The organism is Planococcus sp. SSTMD024 (assembly GCF_041320495.1).
Classification (GTDB): Bacteria; Bacillota; Bacilli; order Bacillales_A; family Planococcaceae; genus Planococcus.
On the sequence record NZ_JBGGNS010000019.1, the window covers coordinates 116,297 to 135,929 of the forward strand.

A 19,633-nucleotide genomic window follows, 5' to 3' on the forward strand; every position below is an offset into this window, starting at 1 on the left:
TTTTATTTTTTTCACTCAATACGGTTCCCGTTTACTGAACACATCTCTGTCCGGACAGGGGGCGATGTATTTTGTAAACAACCGCTCCAGCTTGTGCCCCGTCTACTGAAACATTCTATGAAAATCAAAACCCGCAAGCCGCCTATTGTTTAGACAGAGGGCCCGCGGGTTTAAAATGCTTATTCGTAAATGCCTACATCGTCAAATCCTTGAGCCGTGGCTTTCTCTTCTGCGCTGCCTTCTCCGTAGAGATCAGCCGCTGATTGAACGATGAGCTTGCGGGCTTCGCTGAAGTTGGAAGTTGGCGTCAAGTAAACCGTCAATGCGCGATAGAAAATCTGGCCCAGTTTTTCTTTGCCGATTTCTTCGCCGATCAAGTAAGCTGCGTGGTTGGTGATGGATGAATTGATATGGACGCCGCCATTGTCTAAGTTCATCGGTAAGTCATAGAATTCGTCCATATGGGAAGGGTAGTTGCCTTCGCCGTCACCGTACGGAATGTAATCCGCATTGACTGGATATTTGCTTGGGTCGCTCAAGCTGCGCAACGAGGCTCTTCCGTCTTCTTTGGCCTCAGGGCCCATGATGTCTTCCCCGACTTCCCAATCGTCCTCATCAACCAATGCGCCGAAAATGTCCGCAAAGGATTCGTTCAATGCGCCGGATTCAAAGCGGTATTGGAGGTTCGCCGAATTGGAGATCACGCCGTGTGTCATTTCATGTGCTGCCACGTCCAACCCTGCCGATAATGGCACCATGAACGAGCCATCGCCATCGCCGTAAGTCATGTGGCGGCCATTCCAGAATGCGTTATTGTAGTTTTCACCGTAATGGACATACGAAATGATGGCCATCCCCTTGTCGTCAAGCGAATTGCGGTCGTGTTCATCGTGAAAATATTCATAGACCTGTTCCGAGTTGTAATGAGCATCAACTCCGGCGTGTAAATATTCATCTTTCCACGATGCACTGTGGTTCGTCATGATTTCCCCGTCATTGGCATCGAAAGTATAGATCCCCTCCAAGCCTTCATGGGATTCATCTGACAAACTGAAGGTCGTGCCTCCTCTGGCTTCTTTAGTCTTTGTCGTGTGAATTTTGCGCTGCTCCCCAAGTACGCCGGTTCCGACGGATTGATGGATGTCTTCCGCATGCATGATTGCATTGTACTTGTCGACCACTTCACCGGTTTTCGCATCCACAAAGACAAACCAGTTGCCGGGCTCATCACCGAGGAAGTTGACGTTAACTTTATAAACCAGATGATTCTCCCCCTCAAACGGATAGACGACGACTTCCGATTCGGGCGCGTATTCGAGCTCTTCCGGTGCATCGACTGCGCCTTTCGCTGTTTGAACAGCATTCAAGACACTCACAGTCGGTGCCGTATCACTGCTGCTGGCGGCCGCTTCAGGGAAATGGCCGCCGTTGACGGAAACCAATTCATCTTGTTCATTGTAGTGGACGACCACTTCCGCTCCTTCCACCGGGATGCCGTTGACGGCCTGGTTAAAGCGGACATGCGTCATGCCGAGCGCATCCTTTTCCACCGCTTTTTGCTTTAAGTTTTTCTTAGGGTTTTTCAGTCCCGTCTTGTTTTCGTTTTCCGCTAGATAATCCAGCGCATTCGACGCATTGCTTGAAGCCCGTTTCTCGGCGATTTTCTCTTTGACGAATACAGGAACATTGGCGTTTTCATTCCACGTTTTATCAGGGGCCCCGTTACCTTGAGGGCCATTCGCCAATGCGTTGCTGGCTGTGAACGAACTTGCGACGAGAGCAGATGATAAAATAACAGGGACAATGTATTTTTTCTTCAAATTTTTTCCTCCTCGACTTTGATAAAATTTAGTATACCGAAGGAAATTTGGGCAATCAATTAAATTACAGATTATTTGGTATATTTGAAAAATACTACCTAGAAATTTTTGTAGAGCCTCTACCTTTCTGCATAAAGGAAAATATTGGATTTTTAAAAATTCCGCTAACAGCAGGAGAAAAGGCGTATGTGGAGATCAACACCGGCCATTTTGAAATTTAAAAAGAGGAACCGCTTAATTTGGTATCTGATAGATCCACGCACATTTAAAGGGCCATCCCCGACCGGATAGCCCTTTTATCGTGTTGCTGTGAAGCAAGCTGTATTCAGCTGATATTTTCCAATGCATCCTTCGACGCGCCCTCTTCTTTTTTTATGATGGACATCGAACCGTCGCCCTCTAGCACGATCGCTTCCACTTGTTCAAAGGAGCTCAAGCCCTGCTGGCGGACTTTTCCGCGCAGGTCGTCTTTTCGGATGCGATGTTTTTCCATGCTTTCTTCGTCGAACTCACCGTTATGATAGATGAAACTGGGCCTAGCTTTGATCAATTGGGCGAAGCTCTTGGAATTTACCGATAGTTTCGAAACAATATACTGCAGCAAGGTGAGCATGAACAAAACAACCGCCCCGTCTGCAAAAGACACTTTATCGCTGGTGATGATGCTGCCGAGTGTCGCCCCGTAGGTCACGGTAATGATGAAGTCAAAAATATTAACATTGGTCAAACTGCGTTTTCCCGAAGTCCTCAAGAGAAGGATCAGAAAAGGATATGCCAATAAAGACATAATCGCAATGCGCAGGACGCTTTTCCATCCATCGAATATAATCGTATCAAGCATTTCAAGACCACCTTCCTTGTTGCCGAAGATTCTCCTTATGCCCCACCCATACCCTGCACCTGCTTCATTAAACAGCTGCAACAACAAGAAAAAACGGAGACCTCGTCCGACTTCGGCCAAGTTCCCCGTTTTTTAAAGCGTTAATGTGTCATTGAAGCCAACTATCCAAAAACACCTGTTGGTCGCCTTTGAAATATCCTTCAAAGAACTCCCTGAATTGTTGCTTCGTCACCCGCTGAAATTGAAACTCTTCATAATAATCCGCTAAAAACTCCAGTGCCGCCTCGTTTCCGCCGCGTCCTTCGAAAAAGCCTTTCAGCAATAAAGGAACTTTTCCATACACGGTTGCATAATAGGCCGGTGTATTAAATTCGCCGAGCGCCAAATCAGCATAGGTTTCCGTTTCATAAGACTCTTCATAAGCCTTTGCATTTTGAAAACCGCTGTCTACATCACCGTAATAGTCGCTGAGAAACAAGCCGGTACTGAACTTGGTCAAACTCTCATCGAGCCAAGCGTTTTCGTATGGATCATTGGCAACGACATAGTAAAACCATTGATGGGCAATTTCGTGTACCAAAATCGAATCGAGCAAACCTTCTTCCGTCGGCACTTCAACAATATTTGGGTATTCCATATAGCCGTCATTCGCGATCACATCCAGTTCAGCAAACGGATAATCGCCAATGTTTTCTTCGAAATAAGCAAATGCTTCAACTGACAGTTCAGCTGTCTCTTCAAGGATGTTGGACTCCGCCGGCACAAACATTCGCAATTCTGTATTTCCGGACTTGCGCTCTGCGACTTGCCAATCGGCTGGATCCAAAAACGCCGCATAGAAATCCCTGATGGCTCTTCCGGTCAAAGTTCCAGATGAACTGGCTTCCGCATGACCATCTGGTGCAGAAGAGGCGATCAGATAATCGCCTGGCAATTGGTATGTAACCGTATAATCCCCGAACCCTGTTTCATAAGATTCGCCTTTGGGGTCGTATTCATTAACTTGCCAACCCTCGGCGTATTCAGCAAGCATCGGATACCAATGCGCTAAGTAAAAATTGTTTTCCACTTGCGCCAAACGCATGCCATCTTCGGGAACAGTGAGTGTGTATTCGACCGTGACAGCTTGTTGGTCGCCTGGCATTAACTTCGATTCCATCTCGATGAATAGACCGCTGCCATCCAATTCATAGCGCAATTCATCATCACCAGAAGTGATTGAATTCACTTCAACATTAGCCGGTTCACCTGAATAACCATTAGTCATTTCCGCATTCATGGCGTTGGGGACAAAGTGAAACGCGAGATCTGCCCAGCTTTCCGTCGAGTCATTTGTAATCAGGATGTCGGCAGAGACCTGGAACATGCCTGGTTCCGTCATCTCGAGCTTGATGTCATAGCTTGTGCTGCCACTTGGAATGATGGTATTTTCCGTCTGCTAATCCGGTTCTTCTAAATAGTGCTGAATAGACCAATAAGCAAAAACTAACACGAGTACAAGTACCGCTGCGACAACAGAAACCTTTCTCAATAGCACACCTCCTCACCTGAATAACGAATTCATCTCAGGAAATAACACACTATTCCCGGAATGAATAATAACTATTCATTCGGTTTTTTTGAAAGAAGCCCGTTTGCGGATATCCTTACCTACCAATGGTTCGCTATCTCCTGCTGGTTGTTTAGCTGAATTGATCATAGCCTCAGCCAACACCTCAGTGGGAAGTGGCTGTTGAGAGCGGAATAGCCCTGCTTTATTCATGAATTGAATGGCTTTCAATCCGAATACTTCAAATGTGCGATCACTTCCCTTTCTCATCAAGATGGGCGGTTTGATGATGGTTAGCTTAGGAAATCTTAGCTCTTTGACCGCCTCCTCCAATTGCCCTTTCATCTTCGAGTAAAAGCTGCGGGCTTTTGGCGAAGCGAATTCGGCAGACACCAATACATAACGGCCGACGCCATTTTCTCTTGCGGCTTTCGCAAATTCATATTGATAACCATAATCGACGTTCCATTGTGCCTCTTTGCTTCCTGCCGCTTTGATTGTCGTGCCCAAACAAGAAAACAATACATCCCCTTTCACCAAATCACGCCATTCATCCGGCCGGTCAAAATCGATGACATGCACCGTTAATTTATCATGCTGAATATCCAGGGCACGCCGAACAAATACATCGACACTTTCAAATGAATCGTCTTTCATCAATTGCTCTACAAGGTCTTTTCCTGTCGCTCCTGTTGCGCCAATCACCAATGCGTCCATAATGGTCCTCCTTGAAAGCTCCATGTTAGAATTGGGCTCTACTATTTGGTTGTTGCGTTTGTTTTAAATGATTTTAGTCACCAAACCGATAGTCTGTCACGTGAATCGTTCTCTTCATTCAAATATTCCAAATCTCGAAAACCAAAACTGCGCGCATTTTCATAGAGCGCGCGAAGCATTTGCTGATCTTTGCAATAGATCGTCGTATAGATTGTATCGACTATTAGCAGGACCAGCTGACAATCGCTTGCAACAAACTCTTCGTATGTTTCAGGATGTGAAGTGACAGGCCCCTGAAACGCCCGAAGTTCCGCAAAAATCACATAAGCTCGGTCGGTTTCGATTACTTCTTTCAGCTCTGAACCTGTCAATTGCTCTCTATTAAGTGGAAACAGCTCGTTCATATGACTTCCATTCCTACTTGCAAAGGCTTCTACTTTGTCTATGTGCCACTTAAAGTCTTGAACGTTTATTGGCTGGAGGATGTCTTTTACAAAACTTCCATAGTCATTCGGCAATTCAAAACTGATTCCTCTGAACAAATTCTCATCTCCTCTAAGTGATGGGTGAATTCAACTAGTAGCCATTCAACAAAAAAGCGCCAATCCTTTTTATGGTGGCACTTTTCCTTCACTGTATTAACATCTGACGAATTTCCGCTTAAAACCAAGACGCCCTTTTTCCAAGCCTTGCTGGATGCTGTCATAGGCATAGAGCTGCGTCGGTTTCCTGTTTTCCCGTTTGAGCTCGACTTTGCCGACAGCTTTTGCCGTGTCGGCCGCTTTGTCGCTCAATGGCTTATAGGAAATGCCGACTGTGTAGAGAAAATTATTCATCGATGCTTTTGTCCGTTCAGGGGAATGGTGGATCGTGGCTTTCACCGTATCCAGCGTGGCGGAAATTTTGTCTTCCGAGAATTCACTGTCCTTGCGGTTGCCGAGCAGCCAGCAATAACAGCTCCAGCCGGCGGACATGCGCAGCTCATCCCCGCTTTTGATCCATTTATCGGCGACTTGCTGTGCAATATCGGATTCCGATAAAGTGACCGCCACGACGTAATCCGACAGCATATAGAAATAAGCCCCGTCCATCCAACGGTCGAAATCGGCTTCTGTCATCGCTTTTGGGTCGGCGATAATGCCCGCAAAATACATCGCGTCGTAATTGCCTGTCGCGTATAATTCCTCTGCTAAAGGCTGGTCAAATTTGATTTGTTTGGCCATCGGCTTCATTGCGCCGGTCGCGACACCGAATACCGGTTCTTTCGCGCCGCTCGACAGGTACATCTTCTTCGTCCGTTCTTTCCCTAAGGCTTTGAGTTCTTGCATCACCGTATGGAAATCCATGTTTGGCACTCCCTTCCGTCTATTCTTCAAGGTAAGAAAAAGACTTTCCTTGCTGCTCCATTCGATGCTATCGAAAACAACCGGAAAACGCTTACTACATCAATTTTCTAGAATCTTTACCATTTGACGTTCTTTTTTATTCCAGCCGAATTCGTCAAAGTCGTGGGCGATTTCGCTATCCTCGTGCACCTTTCGCATGCTTTTCAATAGCTCTTTTTCATGTTCCGGCATAAACCGTGCGCTCATGTGGTTGACGATCAGCTTTTGGGCACCGGCACGGCTTGCCACTTTCGCCGCATCCAAAATTGTCGAATGGCCGTATTCTTTGGCGAGTTTTTCCGTTTCGCCATCGAACGTCGCTTCATGGACGACCAGGTCGGCATCTTGCGCTAATTGTTCCGATTTCAAGCAGTACTGGGTATCGCCGAGAATGGCGACCGTAAAGCCGGGTACTGCGGGGTCGGTCACTTCTCTGGATTCCACTTTTCGCCCGTCCGCAAGCTCTACGGTTTTGCCCGCCTTTAACTTGGCAAGCAGCGGGCCTTTCGGGACACCGAGCTGTTGCGCTTTGTCCATATCGAGCTTCGGCAACAGCGGTTTTTGCTTGATGCGGTAGCCGTAAGTTGGGATGACGTGCGCCAGGAGGCCCGCTTCGACTGTCATCGTCTCGTCTTCAAAAACGACGCCTTCTGTCACTTCATGGAAACGGATCGGGTATGTCAAATGCGTCCGGCTTAAGCGCAAAGTCATTTCCACATATTCCTTCAGCTCTTTCGGCCCATATAAGTCGAGTGGCTCATCGCCCCCCTGGAACGAACGTGACCCCAATAGCCCTGGCAAGCCGAAAATATGGTCGCCGTGCATGTGGGTAATGAAGATCTTCTCGATTTTCCGCGGTTTGATCGTCGTTTCAAGAATCTGGTGCTGGACCGCTTCCCCGCAGTCAAACAGCCAGACAGCGCCACGCTCCTCGTGTAATTTCAAGGCGAGCGCCGATGTATTTCGTTGTTTTGACGGCATGCCCGCCCCTGTTCCTAAAAATAATACTTGCATTAGCGTTTCTTCCTCTCATGGTCACTCAGAAAATCCTTGCTTAAACTGGTTTGTGCGTCATGCTTCGATTGATGATAAGGCATTCCCCTCGAGACGGAACCTTTGCCGAAACGGCTTTCGAGCTTGGAAACCAAGTCCAGGATCGGTTCATCTTTCGCGTGTTCCTCGAAATTGAACAGCGATAATTGCTCGGTCATGTCGCCTTTGTCGACGACGTTTGAGACGGTCACACCGACAAGCCGCAGCGGTTCGCCGTTCCAATGCGTTTCAAACAATTGCCACGCCTGCAGCATGATGTCTTGTTCTTTCCAGACGGTATTGTTCAAGGTGACGCTGCGCGTGCGGTTTTTCCAGTCCGCACTGCGCGTTTGGATGCTGACGGTCGGACCTGCCAGGTTTTTTGCATGCAGCCTTGCCGCGACTTTGGCGCTTAAGGTCCGGAAGATTTTCTTCAAACTTTCCAAATCGGTCTCATCAAATGGCAATGTCGTGGAGGTGCCGACGCTTTTCCGGTCGTAAATCGAATCCGGATCGACTTCGCGATTGTCTTCTCCTCTGGCGCGCGCTTGCAGCCGCACCCCGTTTTTCCCCATTCTTTCTTTAATCAAGCCCTCCGGCGCCTTCGCCAAATCGCCGATCGTATAGAGCTTCAAGCTATTGAGCTTTTTCGCGGTGCTTTCCCCGATGCCGTGCATTTCAATAACTTCCCTCGGCCATAGGATGCGCTGGATATCGCGCTTCCTGAGAATGGTGATGCCGAGCGGTTTTTTCATATCGGACGCCGTTTTGGCGAGGAATTTATTTGGCGCGATGCCAATGGAACACGGCAAGTCCAGTTCTTTCAGTATGCGCTGCTGGAGCTCTTCTGCAATATCCACCGGGTGCCGGTCAACCGAAAGTTCCGTCACGTCGATATAGGCTTCATCGATCGACACCGGCTCGACGGCATCGGTATAGGTGCGCAAGATCTCGAACATTTGCCGCGACGCTTCCCGGTAGCGGTCGAAGTTCGGCGGCATCAGCAACAGTCCCGGATACTTCTTTTTCGCCTCGTGCACTTGCATCGTCGTGTATATGCCATGCGCCCGCGCCTCGTAAGAGCAAGTGACGATAATGCCTTTGCGCTCTTTCGGATTCCCCGCAATCGCCAAGGCTTTCCCTTTCAGCGACGGATCGTGCGCCTGCTCGACGGATGCATAAAAGCTATTCATATCAATGTGGAAAATAACTCGCCCCGCCATAACAATCGCTTCGCTTTCCTTTTTCTTTCAGTGTATCAAAAAATAGGCGAACAGGCATCCTGTTCACCTTTTTGTTCTGGAGCATGGAGCACTGTTACATCAAGTATATCCGCTTGTTGTAATTCTTAGTTGGACTGGTGAGCGTGGTGTGTTGCTCATTGTTTGTTTCATCTTTAAGTAGCCGCCTCCCGCTTTGGGCTGGCCTCTCACAATAAGCCAAGAAGAATACTTGTCTTATTGCTTCGGCTCGCCTGTGTGCGCGGTTCGGCTTTAAGATTTCATTGGATGTTTCATGCGATGAAGAGTCTCTGTTGAATGGAATCATCCACTGGTGGATATCGCTTATTTAGACTTGTGAGCGTGGTTTGTTGTGCACTGTTTGTTTCATCTATTAAGCACCCGCCTCCCGCTTTGGGCTGGCCTCCCGCAATGAGCCGAGAAGAACGCTCGTCTCATTGCTTCGGCTCGCCCGTGTGCGCGGTTCGGCTTTTAGATTTCATTGAGGGTTGCGTGCGAGGAAATGTCATTGTTGAGTGTTTTCATCCGCTGGTGGGGACGCTTAGCTAGACTTGATGGTTACGAAGTTGCCGTGGCCATTCAATTTGAACTTACAAAGCTGAACAAAACTATTCAAATTAATTCCATTGTCAGATGCATTTTATTTACTTGTTAAAACTAGAGATGAAGCGGAAAGGGGAGAATGGATGGCGAGGGGAAGCCGAGTCCATTCATTTGCGACGCATCTGCTTGCAAATCATTTGCGATGCCCGAACATAGTGAGGATTGAGCAGATACAGGAGCAACGCTTTTCATATGATGCCCGATCACAGAGAAACTAGGCACCCTGGATTAAGCACTGGTGGGGGAAGCGGCTAAATACCCGCCCCATCCCCGGGCAGCGTAATCTCCAGTACTAAAAAACAGCCCCGATAAGCCAAGTGTAATGGCCTGTCGGGGCTGTTGCTATGGTTTGATTAACGTGTAGCTGCTTCTTTGACGATTTCGACCAAGAGCTCGGTCAGTTTCTCGAGCTCTTGGACCGGCATGCGTTCGTTCGTCGTGTGGATTTCTTCATAGCCGACACATAGGTTGACCGTCGGGACGCCGTGGCCGTTGATGATATTGGCATCGCTTCCGCCGCCGCTCGTGAGGACAGGCGATGGCCGTCCGATGCGCTCTGCTGCGGCTTTCGCGATATCTACGACAGGGTCCATTTCATCAAAACGGAAGCCTGGATACATGAGCTGGACATCTGTTTCCGCACGCCCGCCCATTTCCTTCGCAACTTCTTCAAACACGGATTCCATATGCGCCGTCTGGTCAGCCAATTTGTCTTCGCTGATCGAACGGGCTTCAGACAGGATGTGGACTTCGTCGCAGACGATGTTGGTCGCTTTGCCGCCTTCGAAACGGCCGATGTTGGCGGTCGTCTCTTCGTCGATGCGCCCGAGTTTCATGCGCGCGATCGCTTTTGACGCGATGGTGATGGCAGAGACGCCTTTTTCCGGTGCCACGCCGGCATGAGCCGTCTTGCCGTAGATGGTGGTCCACAGTTTTGCTTGGTTCGGCGCCGCTGTCACGATGCCGCCGACTTGGCCGTCGCTGTCGACTGCGTAGCCGAATTTCGCTTTCAAAAGGGATGCGTCAAACTCCTTGGCGCCGACCAATCCGCTTTCTTCGCCAGCCGTAATCAGGAATTGGATATCCCCGTGCTCGACGTTTTCTTCTGACAGATGGCGTGCGAGTTCCAATAATGCCGCGACGCCAGCTTTGTCATCAGCGCCAAGAATGGTCGTGCCGTCTGAATACACATACCCGTCGCGGACTTCCGGCTTGATGCCTTTGCCCGGTACGACTGTATCCATATGTACGGTGAAATAAATCGGCGGCGCGTCTTTTCTCGAACCTTCGAGTGTCGCGACTAGATTTCCAGCCCCGTGTCCGGTGCGTTGTTTCGAATCGTCTTCCACTACGCTAAAGCCGAGAGCTTCCAGCTTGTTCGTCAATATTTCCGCAATGGCGGCTTCTTCTTTTGTTTCGGAGTCGATTTGCACAAGCTCCAAAAATTCTTCCAATAAGCGATCGGTTTTCATTCCAAAAACTCCTCTTCTATTCCATTTATTCCAGCTTCTATTATAGCCTTAGCACTTGCCGACTTCATGCAAAACGCATCAATCTCTTCCCTCTGACAGGAAGAGATTGATCGCAAATGCTTATAGCGGCATATTGCCGTGTTTTTTCTTCGGCCGTTCGTCTTTTTTGTGGCGCATCATTTCAAGTGCCTGAATCAGTTTGATGCGTGTTTCGCGCGGGTCGATGACGTCATCGACCATGCCGCGGGAAGCGGCGACGTACGGATTTGCGAATTTCTCGCGGTACTCTTCGATTTTGGCTGCACGTGTCGCTTCCGGATCATCGCTTGCGGCGATTTCGCGGGCAAAGATGATATTTGCGGCACCGTTCGGCCCCATCACGGCGATTTCGGCATTCGGCCATGAGAATACCAAATCCGCGCCGATCGATTTCGAGTTGAGCGCGACGTAGGCTCCGCCGTAGGCTTTACGCAAGATGACGGTCATTTTCGGCACCGTCGCTTCCGAATAAGCATAAAGGATTTTCGCCCCGTGGCGGATGATGCCGCCGTGTTCTTGCTTGATGCCCGGGAAGAACCCAGTGACATCTTCGAATGTAATGAGCGGGATATTGAAGCTGTCGCAGAAACGGATGAAACGCGCCGCCTTGTCGGAAGAATCGATATCGAGTCCTCCTGCCATCACTTTCGGCTGGTTGCACACGAGCCCGACCGTTTCCCCTTTAATGCGGGCAAGGCCGATGACGATATTGCGTGCGAATTCTGGCTGCACTTCCATGAAGCTATCCTTGTCGACGACTTGTTCAACGACTTTCCGGACATCGTACGGCCGAATCGCTTCGTAAGGGACAATATCTGCCAGATCCGGGCGGTAATCGTCTTCGTTGTCGACTTCAATGCGCGGCGGCATTTCCTGGTTGTTCTGCGGCAAGTAGCTGACCAATTGGCGCACCATTTCCAAGACTTCCTGCTCTGAACCTGAACGGAAATGGGCATTTCCGCTGATGGCGGTATGTACGCGTGATCCTCCAAGATCCTCAGAGGAGATTTTTTCTCCGGTAACTGTTTCAATGACTTTCGGGCCGGTGATGAACATCTGGCTCGTTTTGTCGACCATGAAGACAAAATCGGTAATGGCCGGCGAATAGACCGCCCCGCCTGCAGATGGCCCCATGATCACGGAGATTTGCGGGATGACTCCCGAATAAATTGAATTGCGGTAGAAAATGTGGCCGTAGCCATCAAGCGACAGCACGCCTTCTTGGATGCGGGCGCCGCCGGAGTCGTTCAAGCCGATGAACGGGGCGCCGTTTTTCGCCGCCATGTCCATGACGTTGGCGATCTTTTTCGCGTGCATTTCCCCTAGCGCGCCGCCAAAAACGGTGAAATCCTGTGAAAACAAATAGATCGGGCGGCCATTCACTTTGCCGTAGCCGGTGACGACGCCTTCGCCTGGGCCTTTGCCCATGCCGAAGTCAGTCGTGCGGTGTTCCACGAACGGGCTCAGCTCGACAAAACTGTCTTCATCGAGCAATAAGTCGATGCGCTCACGCGCGGTCAGTTTGCCTTTTTCGTGCTGTTTGTCGATACGGGCTTCGCCGCCCCCGAGTTCGATTTCTCTTTTTCTGTCATACAATTCGTTGATGCGTTCATAAATGTCCATTTCCCCACTCCTCCATCACTTCTTTTCGCAAAGTTCGTATAACACGCCGTTAGACGATTTCGGGTGTAAAAAGGCGACCATCGCCCCGCCCGCTCCCGGTTTCGGCTCTTCACTCAATAGTTTGACACCGTTTTCACGAAGTTCCGCCATGCGCTCTTCGATGCCGTCGACCCCGAATGCGATATGATGGATGCCTTCGCCTTTTTTCTCGATGAATTTGTGGATCGGGCTGTCTTCGCTCATCGGCTCGAGTAGCTCCAGTTTGATGTTGCCGGCATCGATAAAGGCGACTTTCACTTTCTGCCCTTCCACCTCCTCAATCTTCATCAGCGGACACCCGAGTGTCTCTGTGTAATAAGGCAGGACCTGCTCTAAATCTTTTACAGCGATTCCGATATGATCAACTTTCTTCATCCTTATTCACTTCCTTTTTTGGCTTCCTCTTTATTGTACCCATTCAAAGGCAAAAACTCTAGTTGTTATCGAATATTAAGACAATAGCCAAGCTGGTTGTTTAAATTAACGCCCAGATGTGGTATGATTCTCTCAAAGTACAGGAATAAAGGAGCTATGCTATCCATGAGAAACCAAGCTTTCCGTAAAGTCATTGTCTACGCAATGGTCGGATTGATGCTGCTGTCGAGCCTGATGATGGGCTTAAGCTTCGTCATTTAATATGAAATTTGCTGAAGGGTTTCTTTCCGCGCATGAACTACGCGCCGAGAGGGCCCTTTTTTCGTACAAAAAACCGGCCAGAGAGCAATGTCTCTGGCCGATTTTTAGGCCGGGCTAGGGTTTAGCCCTTTTTTGTTGTGAAAGCCTTTATAGCTTTGCTTGATTTCGAGATAGGTTTCCATTTCCTGAATGATGGCATTCAGATCAGCCATCGCGAGGAATTTTTCGTGCGTATCCGGCAAGGGCATCTCGGCGAAATTCGCTTTCAGCCGATCCAGTTTGGTGATGTATTGGTCGGCGGTATTGCCGGAATGCACATGTTCCGACAAGTCTTCCAGAAAGTCGGCGACGAGCTGCGTCTGCCCGACAATGACCGGGAGAGCTGTAATTTTCGGCAAGATGCGCTCGATGATTTGGAGCTGCTGTTCGCGCATATCGAAATAATGATAATACTTGTTTTCGTGGCGCAATAAATGATTCTCAACGTCTTGATAGGCAAGTGCTTTCGCTTTATCGATCAGCTTTTCCGATTCCATCAATTCCTTGCCGGTCCACCCCGATTCCCCGTGGCGCAAGTATATGGTCGTTTCACGGAAAATCGTCGAATAGAGCCGTTCGACTTCTTCCCTGTAGCGGTCGAGCTTTTTCTCGATGCTCGGCATATACATATTGACGATCAACGCGGTGCCGAAACCGATCACCATCAGCATCACTTCGTTCAGGAACAATGCGCCGGTCAAGTTTTTGGCGTCGTATAAATGAAGCAAAATGACCGCACTGGAGACGAAGCCGTCCGAAAAGCCGAGGCTGACGAGCACCGGGATGAACAGCAAGATCAAGATGCCCAGCGTGACGGGATGATACATGCCCAGTTCAAAAAAGATGAAGGAGAAGCCAATGGCGATCATGCTGGCGACAAAGCGGGAGAAGGCGGCACGGACCGACTTCTTTTTCGTCGGCTGGATGCACAGGATCGTCAAGATGCCGGCCGAAACGTAGTATTCGAGGCCGATCAACTGGGCCAAATAAATGGCGATGGCGGCGCCGAGCGCTGTTTTCATGGTCCGGTAGCCGATGCGGTATGGTTTCAGTTTCATAGGCGTCTCCCCTCAACATACAAAAATGCCCCCGCAACCGGGGGCATTTTTTCTTACATTTCTTCGCAATGCTCTTCGAAAATGGACTGGATGTGGGTAATGACCGACATCGGATCGTGCCCTTCGATTTCGTGGCGGCCGATTTCATCCACCAATTTGCCGTCTTTCAAGAAAGCGAACGATGGCGACGATGGCAAGTGCTCATCGCCGAACAATGCACGCGCTTGCGCTGTTGCTTCTTTATCCTGTCCGGCAAACACCGTATACAAGTGATCCGGGCGTTTATCGTAATGGACCGAGTGAAGAGCAGCCGGGCGTGCGATGCCGCCTGCGCAGCCGCAAACCGAGTTGATCATGACAAGGCTCGTGCCGGGTTTTGCGAATGCCTCCTGCACGTCTTCAGCCGTTTCGAGTTGTGTATAGCCACCGTCAGTTAGTTCTTGGCGGGCTTGTGTAACAATATCATTCATCAGGAAATTAAAATCCATGCTCATCTGTACCACTCCTTCATTATTGCTGTTCTTATCATATCAGGACGGCGGCACAGTTGCAAAAAAGCTTACTTGAACAGTTCAGTGACCGCTTGTGAGACCGTCAACCGGTCCTTGAGAATGCGCTGTTCCATGTCTTTCACCTGCTGTTTGCGCTCGGGGTCCCCGTAGAAACGGCCAAGCAATTCATCGGTGATCATCGAATGGAACCAGTCGCGCGTCTGTTCCTGGCGCCTTGTGCTCCAGTAGCCGCTTTCTTTGACCGTTTGTTCGAATTCCTGGACCATATCCCAGATTTCCTGCATGCCGGTCCCTTCCAAAGAGGAAGCAGCCAAAGGACGGGTAGTCCAGCCTTCGGTCGCCGGCTGCAGAAAATGGAGCATCTGCTTGTATTCCCGCACCGTTTTCTTCGCGAGCGGCAAATTATCCCGGTCGGCTTTATGGACGATCATCGCATCCGCCAATTCCAAAATGCCTTTTTTCATGCCTTGCAATTCATCGCCGGCTCCTGTCAATACGAGCAAAAGGAACATATCGACCATGCCGCGCACCAAAGTCTCGCTCTGCCCGACACCGACTGTTTCGACCAGGATCACATCGTAGCCTGCCGCTTCGCACAAGAGCATCGTTTCGCGCGTCTTTTTGTGGACGCCGCCGAGCGTTCCTGCAGTTGGCGATGGCCGGATGAACGCTTGAGGATTGCGTGCGAGCTCTTCCATGCGCGTTTTGTCGCCGAGAATGCTGCCGCCGGTTCTCGAGGAGCTCGGGTCGATTGCAAGCACCGCCACACGGTGCCCAAGCTCTGTCAGCATCGTCCCGAAGGTTTCGATGAATGTGCTCTTGCCGGCTCCCGGAACGCCGGTGATGCCGATGCGAATGCTATTGCCCGTTTTTGGCAGCAGCGCATTCAATAATTCCTGGCCGCGCTTTTTGTGCTCGGGGTTCGTGCTTTCGAGCAAGGTGATCGCTTTTCCCAGATGCAAGCGAGATCCGCTTTCGACGCCGCGAGTAAGCTCGTTAAGATCAAACTGGCTCGTGCTGGGCTTCTTGAACTTCTTCCTCGGCAAAGCTTGCATCCCGTCGTGTTTATCCGAAACACCCGACATGACCTGTCTGGACTGCTTCTCGTGATCCATCAGTCTGCCTCTTCCTCGTACCCGAGGCGCGAATAGATTTCTTCGATGACTTTTTGGGCCGCAACCGGGATGACTGTCCCTGGCCCGAAGATGGCGCTTGCGCCGTTATTGCGCAGGAATTCGTAATCCTGGGCCGGAATGACACCGCCCACGACGATCAAAATGTCTTCACGCCCCACTTTTTTCAACTCTGCCGCGAGATCCGGCACGAGGGTCATGTGGCCAGCTGCGAGCGAGCTGACGCCGATGACGTGGACATCATTTTCCGCTGCCTGCTGGGCTGTTTCTGCAGGCGTCTGGAACAACGGCCCGATGTCGACATCAAAGCCTAGGTCGGCGAACGCAGTCGATATGACTTTCGCGCCGCGGTCATGTCCGTCCTGGCCCATCTTGGCGATCAAGATACGCGGGCGGCGTCCTTCGTTTTCAATGAATTCCTCGGTCATTTGTTTGACGATCTGCATTTCTTCCTGGTTGGAGAAGTTTGAACTGTATACACCGCTCACGGAACGGATCACCGCCTTATGCCTGCCGGAAGCTTTTTCAATGGCATCCGAAATCTCGCCGAGCGATGCCCGGTGGCGCGCTGCTTCGATTGCACAGGCCAGAATATTGTCTTCACCGCTTTCTGCCGCTTTCGTCAGCTCCAGCAGCGCTTTCTCTACTTTTTTCTGGTCGCGCGAATCACGCATCCGGTCGAGTCGCTCGATCTGCTTTTTGCGCACCATCGTGTTGTCGATGTTCAAAATATCGATCGGGTCTTCCTCGTCGAGGCGGTAGCGGTTGACGCCGATGATCGTCTCTTCATTCGAATCGATTTGAGCTTGCTTTTTCGCAGCCGCTTCCTCGATGCGCATTTTCGGAAGGCCCGTTTCGATCGCTTTCGCCATGCCGCCGAGCTCCTCGACTTCTTCGATCAAGGTCCAGGCTTTTTCCATCAATTCCTCCGTCAATTTTTCGACGTAATACGAACCGCCCCAAGGATCGATCGTATTGTTCATCAAAGTCTCTTCCTGAAGGAATAATTGCGTGTTGCGCGCGATGCGTGCGGAGAAATCGGTCGGCAGGGCAATCGCTTCATCGAGTGCATTGGTGTGCAAGGATTGCGTATGGCCCATCGCCGCCGCATTCGCCTCGAGCAATGTGCGCGTCACGTTATTGAACGGATCCTGTTCGGTCAAGCTCCATCCCGAAGTTTGGGAATGTGTGCGGAGCGCCAAGGATTTGGCGTTTTGTGGGTCGAAGCTTTTCATCATCTTCGCCCAAATTTCGCGCCCAGCCCGCATTTTTGCGACTTCCATGAAATAGTTCATGCCAATGCCCCAGAAAAATGACAAACGCGGCGCGAACTGGTCGATGCCGATTCCTGCATCCAAACCGGTCCGCACATATTCCAACCCATCTGCCAAAGTATAGGCAAGCTCAATATCCGCAGTGGCTCCTGCTTCCTGGATATGGTAGCCCGAAATGGAGATCGAGTTGAATTTCGGCATATGATCGGATGTGTATTTAAAGATATCCGCGATGATTTGCATTGACATCGCCGGAGGGTAGATATAAGTGTTGCGCACCATGTATTCTTTCAGGATATCGTTCTGGATCGTACCGGCCAATTGCTCCGGTGATACGCCTTGTTCTTCTGCAGCGACAATGAAAAATGCCATGATCGGCACGACTGCGCCGTTCATCGTCATCGAAACCGACATTTGGTCAAGCGGGATGCCGTCGAACAAGATTTTCATATCTTCGACGCTGTCGATCGCGACGCCCGCTTTCCCGACATCGCCGACAACGCGCGGGTGGTCGGAATCATAGCCGCGGTGCGTGGCGAGGTCAAATGCGACCGACAAGCCTTTTTGCCCCATGGCCAAATTGCGGCGGTAGAACGCGTTGCTTTCTTCAGCTGTCGAGAACCCGGCATACTGGCGTACGGTCCATGGCCGTGACACATACATGGTCGGGTATGGGCCGCGGACGTTCGGCGCAAAGCCGGGAAAGCTCGTCTGTTCTTTGTTCAAGTCTTTCGAAGAATAAAACGGTTTCACGGCAATGCCTTCATTGGTCATAAAAGCGCTCTCATCCCGGTCGCCCAATTTAGCCGTATCGAGTTTCGTGACGTCAATTTTCGTAAAATCAGGTGTCGTCATTTACAGCGCCTCCTTTCCAAGTGACAAAACAGCTTCCAACTTATCGATTAACGGTTTCCCGGCATAGAGGGAATCGCGGATGCCGTTTGCTTCCCAGCTCTTCAATGTATCAGCATCAATTTTCCCGGCAACATCAATCGCCGCTTTCGCGTCCAGTTGCGGAATGGTTTTTTCGAGTGTTTCCCGGCTTCCGCACAGAACGGCGTAGTCGAGTTCTTCGGAACGGATATAGCGGTTCACTTCGTCAGCAGAGGACAAATACGGGCTGATTTCAGGTTCAATTCCTGCAACGGACAAGAACCCTTGCACAAAATCTGCCTGCGGTTTTACGGCTTTTAATGGTTCCAGCAGGATCACAGCTGATTTGACGCCCGTTTCACGGCTTTTCGCACGCAATTTCTCAAATGGCGTCGCCAGGCGTTTGGCTGTCATGTATTCCAAATGGGCGGCATCAATTTTCGCGTCCTTCACCGGCTCTTGCGGGTTGGCGTAAATGTTCGTGCCAATCAAGGACGCTTTGCGGTTGGCTACTTGCTGTTCGCGGTCGAGCCATTTGGCTTGGATGTCGTCTGTTAGCCAGCCGGTTCGCTTCACTTCGGAATAGCCTCCTGCTTCCTGGATCTCCAAGAAATACTGCCATGCCGCGTCCACGTATTCACGCGTCAAACTTTCAATGTAATAAGAGCCCGCTGCAGCATCGGTGACATGCGACACATGCGATTCCTCTTTAATGACCAATTGCACATTGCGTGCGATGCGCCGGCTTGAGCCGGTCGGGACTGTCAGGAAATCGTGCGGATGCACGGTATGGCCATCCGTTCCCGCCAGCACGGCGGAAAAAGTGGCATTGCCTGCCCGCAGCAAATTGACATAAGGGTCCAATTTGGAATACGAGCGCACGGAAGTTTCCGTAAATACCGGCACGCGCAGCGCTTGTTTTCCGTAAGCGGAACAGAAGGCCTGCCACAACACGCGGAATGCGCGTATTTTGGAAATTTCCTGGAAGAAATGCGTATCGACTGCAAAACGAACCCAGAAATTTTTCGCAACCGATTCGAATTCTTGTTGTTTCAACGCTTCGGCCATCATGCTAAGTGCCACGCCGAGTTCATGGATGATCGTCCCGCCGGCATTGTGCGTCGGCAATGTATCGATCAAGCCTGTGCGGACATTTTCCGGTGCCTGGACTGGCTCTTCCGTGAAAATAACGCCTTGAACGTTTGCCTGCTGTTCAGCTGTCAGCAAATCGAATACTTGTAAAATGGGATCGTTATCTTCGGTTACTTTGAAATAAATCGGATAGCGGACGATCAATTCCGCAAGCTGCTCAAGTTGCCCTTCTGTCCAGTCGAATGGCTGCGCACCGGAATAGACGACCGCTTCATTGCCGCGGGACAGATCGTCTTCTGTCACAGCCAGGAATTCCTTGGCGTCGTGCGCCGTGATTTCCTGTGCCACGATCCAGGATGGGCCGAACTTTCCGCTTTGGACAGCGGCTACTTGCGCATCCACATCGGATACCGTTCGCTCCAGCATGTCTTTTGTATAGAGGGGTTCGAGGGTAATGTCCTCAATGGTATGGGTCTTCATCACCTTTTCAAAATCTTTGCCTTTCAGCGCAGCTTCTGCTGCTTGTTTCCATTCCTCATATGTACGCTCAGGAAACTGAATGTTCTTCATCGATTCAATCGTCAAACTATTCCCTCCTCAAAGCTTTCTGTCTCCATTTTACCTGACACGGCAAGTTACTGAAAGGAAAAAAAGT

The 19,633-nt window shown here is 50.3% G+C and carries 17 protein-coding genes; 1 reads left to right on the top strand and 16 read right to left on the bottom strand.

Annotated features, from left to right (window positions below):
* Window positions 1-179 precede the first annotated feature (179 nt).
* From AB9R92_RS04475 to mce, 11 genes are all read right to left on the bottom strand, one after another.
* The gene (locus AB9R92_RS04475; RefSeq protein ID WP_370668310.1) at window positions 180-1,820 is read right to left on the bottom strand and encodes a M4 family metallopeptidase; all 1,641 of its coding nucleotides are present in this window, start codon (window positions 1,818-1,820) and stop codon (window positions 180-182) included.
* A 325-nt stretch (window positions 1,821-2,145) separates the two neighbouring features.
* On the bottom strand, window positions 2,146-2,661 hold the full coding sequence (locus AB9R92_RS04480) for a DUF421 domain-containing protein (RefSeq protein WP_370668311.1): 516 nt from the start codon (window positions 2,659-2,661) through the stop codon (window positions 2,146-2,148).
* A 148-nt stretch (window positions 2,662-2,809) separates the two neighbouring features.
* Window positions 2,810-4,042 carry a M1 family metallopeptidase gene (locus tag AB9R92_RS04485; RefSeq protein WP_370668312.1) on the bottom strand — a complete coding sequence of 411 codons (1,233 nt, stop codon included), beginning with the start codon at window positions 4,040-4,042 and terminating at the stop codon, window positions 2,810-2,812.
* Between the two features lie 225 nt (window positions 4,043-4,267).
* Window positions 4,268-4,927, bottom strand: a complete 660-nt coding sequence (locus AB9R92_RS04490) for an NAD(P)H-binding protein (RefSeq protein WP_370668313.1) — start codon at window positions 4,925-4,927, stop codon at window positions 4,268-4,270.
* Window positions 4,928-5,004: 77 nt separating this feature from the next.
* On the bottom strand, window positions 5,005-5,469 hold the full coding sequence (locus tag AB9R92_RS04495) for a DUF2691 family protein (RefSeq protein ID WP_370668314.1): 465 nt from the start codon (window positions 5,467-5,469) through the stop codon (window positions 5,005-5,007).
* A gap of 96 nt (window positions 5,470-5,565) precedes the next feature.
* Window positions 5,566-6,273, bottom strand: coding sequence for a DNA alkylation repair protein (locus AB9R92_RS04500; protein WP_370668315.1), 708 nt, complete (start codon window positions 6,271-6,273; stop codon window positions 5,566-5,568).
* Window positions 6,274-6,372: 99 nt separating this feature from the next.
* The gene (gene rnz, locus AB9R92_RS04505; RefSeq protein WP_370668316.1) at window positions 6,373-7,326 is read right to left on the bottom strand and encodes a ribonuclease Z; all 954 of its coding nucleotides are present in this window, start codon (window positions 7,324-7,326) and stop codon (window positions 6,373-6,375) included.
* Complete coding sequence (locus AB9R92_RS04510; protein ID WP_370668317.1) at window positions 7,326-8,567, bottom strand: DNA polymerase IV; 1,242 nt, start codon at window positions 8,565-8,567, stop codon at window positions 7,326-7,328. Before AB9R92_RS04510 ends, rnz begins: the two co-directional genes overlap by 1 nt.
* A 974-nt stretch (window positions 8,568-9,541) precedes the next feature.
* The gene (locus AB9R92_RS04515; RefSeq protein WP_370668318.1) at window positions 9,542-10,660 is read right to left on the bottom strand and encodes a M20/M25/M40 family metallo-hydrolase; all 1,119 of its coding nucleotides are present in this window, start codon (window positions 10,658-10,660) and stop codon (window positions 9,542-9,544) included.
* Between the two features lie 120 nt (window positions 10,661-10,780).
* Window positions 10,781-12,322, bottom strand: coding sequence for an acyl-CoA carboxylase subunit beta (locus AB9R92_RS04520; RefSeq protein ID WP_370668319.1), 1,542 nt, complete (start codon window positions 12,320-12,322; stop codon window positions 10,781-10,783).
* A 15-nt stretch (window positions 12,323-12,337) separates the two neighbouring features.
* Window positions 12,338-12,736 (bottom strand): methylmalonyl-CoA epimerase, encoded by a 399-nt coding sequence (gene mce / locus AB9R92_RS04525; protein WP_271852528.1) that lies wholly within the window; start codon window positions 12,734-12,736, stop codon window positions 12,338-12,340.
* Between the two features lie 165 nt (window positions 12,737-12,901).
* Between mce and prli42 the strand changes: the two genes are divergently transcribed.
* Window positions 12,902-12,997 carry a stressosome-associated protein Prli42 gene (prli42, locus tag AB9R92_RS04530; RefSeq protein WP_156889046.1) on the top strand — a complete coding sequence of 32 codons (96 nt, stop codon included), beginning with the start codon at window positions 12,902-12,904 and terminating at the stop codon, window positions 12,995-12,997.
* A gap of 104 nt (window positions 12,998-13,101) precedes the next feature.
* Here prli42 and AB9R92_RS04535 read toward each other — a convergent pair whose 3' ends face one another.
* The 5 genes from AB9R92_RS04535 to AB9R92_RS04555 all read right to left on the bottom strand — a co-directional run bounded on the left by AB9R92_RS04535 (window position 13,102) and on the right by AB9R92_RS04555 (window position 19,563).
* A complete protein-coding gene (locus tag AB9R92_RS04535) occupies window positions 13,102-14,094 on the bottom strand; it encodes an aromatic acid exporter family protein (protein WP_370668320.1) in 993 nt (330 codons plus the stop codon).
* A 53-nt stretch (window positions 14,095-14,147) separates the two neighbouring features.
* The gene (locus AB9R92_RS04540; protein WP_370668321.1) at window positions 14,148-14,588 is read right to left on the bottom strand and encodes a BrxA/BrxB family bacilliredoxin; all 441 of its coding nucleotides are present in this window, start codon (window positions 14,586-14,588) and stop codon (window positions 14,148-14,150) included.
* Window positions 14,589-14,653: 65 nt separating this feature from the next.
* Entirely contained in the window at window positions 14,654-15,721 is a 1,068-nt protein-coding gene (gene meaB, locus AB9R92_RS04545; protein WP_370668322.1) for a methylmalonyl Co-A mutase-associated GTPase MeaB, read from the bottom strand.
* Window positions 15,721-17,868 (bottom strand): methylmalonyl-CoA mutase, encoded by a 2,148-nt coding sequence (gene scpA / locus AB9R92_RS04550; protein WP_370668323.1) that lies wholly within the window; start codon window positions 17,866-17,868, stop codon window positions 15,721-15,723. Before scpA ends, meaB begins: the two co-directional genes overlap by 1 nt.
* A complete protein-coding gene (locus AB9R92_RS04555; protein ID WP_370668324.1) occupies window positions 17,869-19,563 on the bottom strand; it encodes a methylmalonyl-CoA mutase family protein in 1,695 nt (564 codons plus the stop codon).
* Window positions 19,564-19,633: the final 70 nt, after the last annotated feature.

What these genes read in the sequence shown, in the direction of transcription:
- AB9R92_RS04480 (WP_370668311.1), bottom strand. Translation starts at nt 2,661, where the DNA reads ATGCTTGATACGATTATATTCGATGGATGGAAAAGCGTCCTGCGCATT.
- AB9R92_RS04485 (WP_370668312.1), bottom strand. Translation starts at nt 4,042, where the DNA reads ATGACGGAACCAGGCATGTTCCAGGTCTCTGCCGACATCCTGATTACA.
- AB9R92_RS04490 (WP_370668313.1), bottom strand. Translation starts at nt 4,927, where the DNA reads ATGGACGCATTGGTGATTGGCGCAACAGGAGCGACAGGAAAAGACCTT.
- AB9R92_RS04500 (WP_370668315.1), bottom strand. Translation starts at nt 6,273, where the DNA reads ATGGATTTCCATACGGTGATGCAAGAACTCAAAGCCTTAGGGAAAGAA.
- rnz (WP_370668316.1), bottom strand. Translation starts at nt 7,326, where the DNA reads ATGCAAGTATTATTTTTAGGAACAGGGGCGGGCATGCCGTCAAAACAA.
- AB9R92_RS04510 (WP_370668317.1), bottom strand. Translation starts at nt 8,567, where the DNA reads ATGGCGGGGCGAGTTATTTTCCACATTGATATGAATAGCTTTTATGCA.
- AB9R92_RS04515 (WP_370668318.1), bottom strand. Translation starts at nt 10,660, where the DNA reads ATGAAAACCGATCGCTTATTGGAAGAATTTTTGGAGCTTGTGCAAATC.
- AB9R92_RS04520 (WP_370668319.1), bottom strand. Translation starts at nt 12,322, where the DNA reads ATGGACATTTATGAACGCATCAACGAATTGTATGACAGAAAAAGAGAA.
- mce (WP_271852528.1), bottom strand. Translation starts at nt 12,736, where the DNA reads ATGAAGAAAGTTGATCATATCGGAATCGCTGTAAAAGATTTAGAGCAG.
- prli42 (WP_156889046.1), top strand. Translation starts at nt 12,902, where the DNA reads ATGAGAAACCAAGCTTTCCGTAAAGTCATTGTCTACGCAATGGTCGGA.
- AB9R92_RS04535 (WP_370668320.1), bottom strand. Translation starts at nt 14,094, where the DNA reads ATGAAACTGAAACCATACCGCATCGGCTACCGGACCATGAAAACAGCG.
- AB9R92_RS04540 (WP_370668321.1), bottom strand. Translation starts at nt 14,588, where the DNA reads ATGAGCATGGATTTTAATTTCCTGATGAATGATATTGTTACACAAGCC.
- meaB (WP_370668322.1), bottom strand. Translation starts at nt 15,721, where the DNA reads ATGGATCACGAGAAGCAGTCCAGACAGGTCATGTCGGGTGTTTCGGAT.
- scpA (WP_370668323.1), bottom strand. Translation starts at nt 17,868, where the DNA reads ATGACGACACCTGATTTTACGAAAATTGACGTCACGAAACTCGATACG.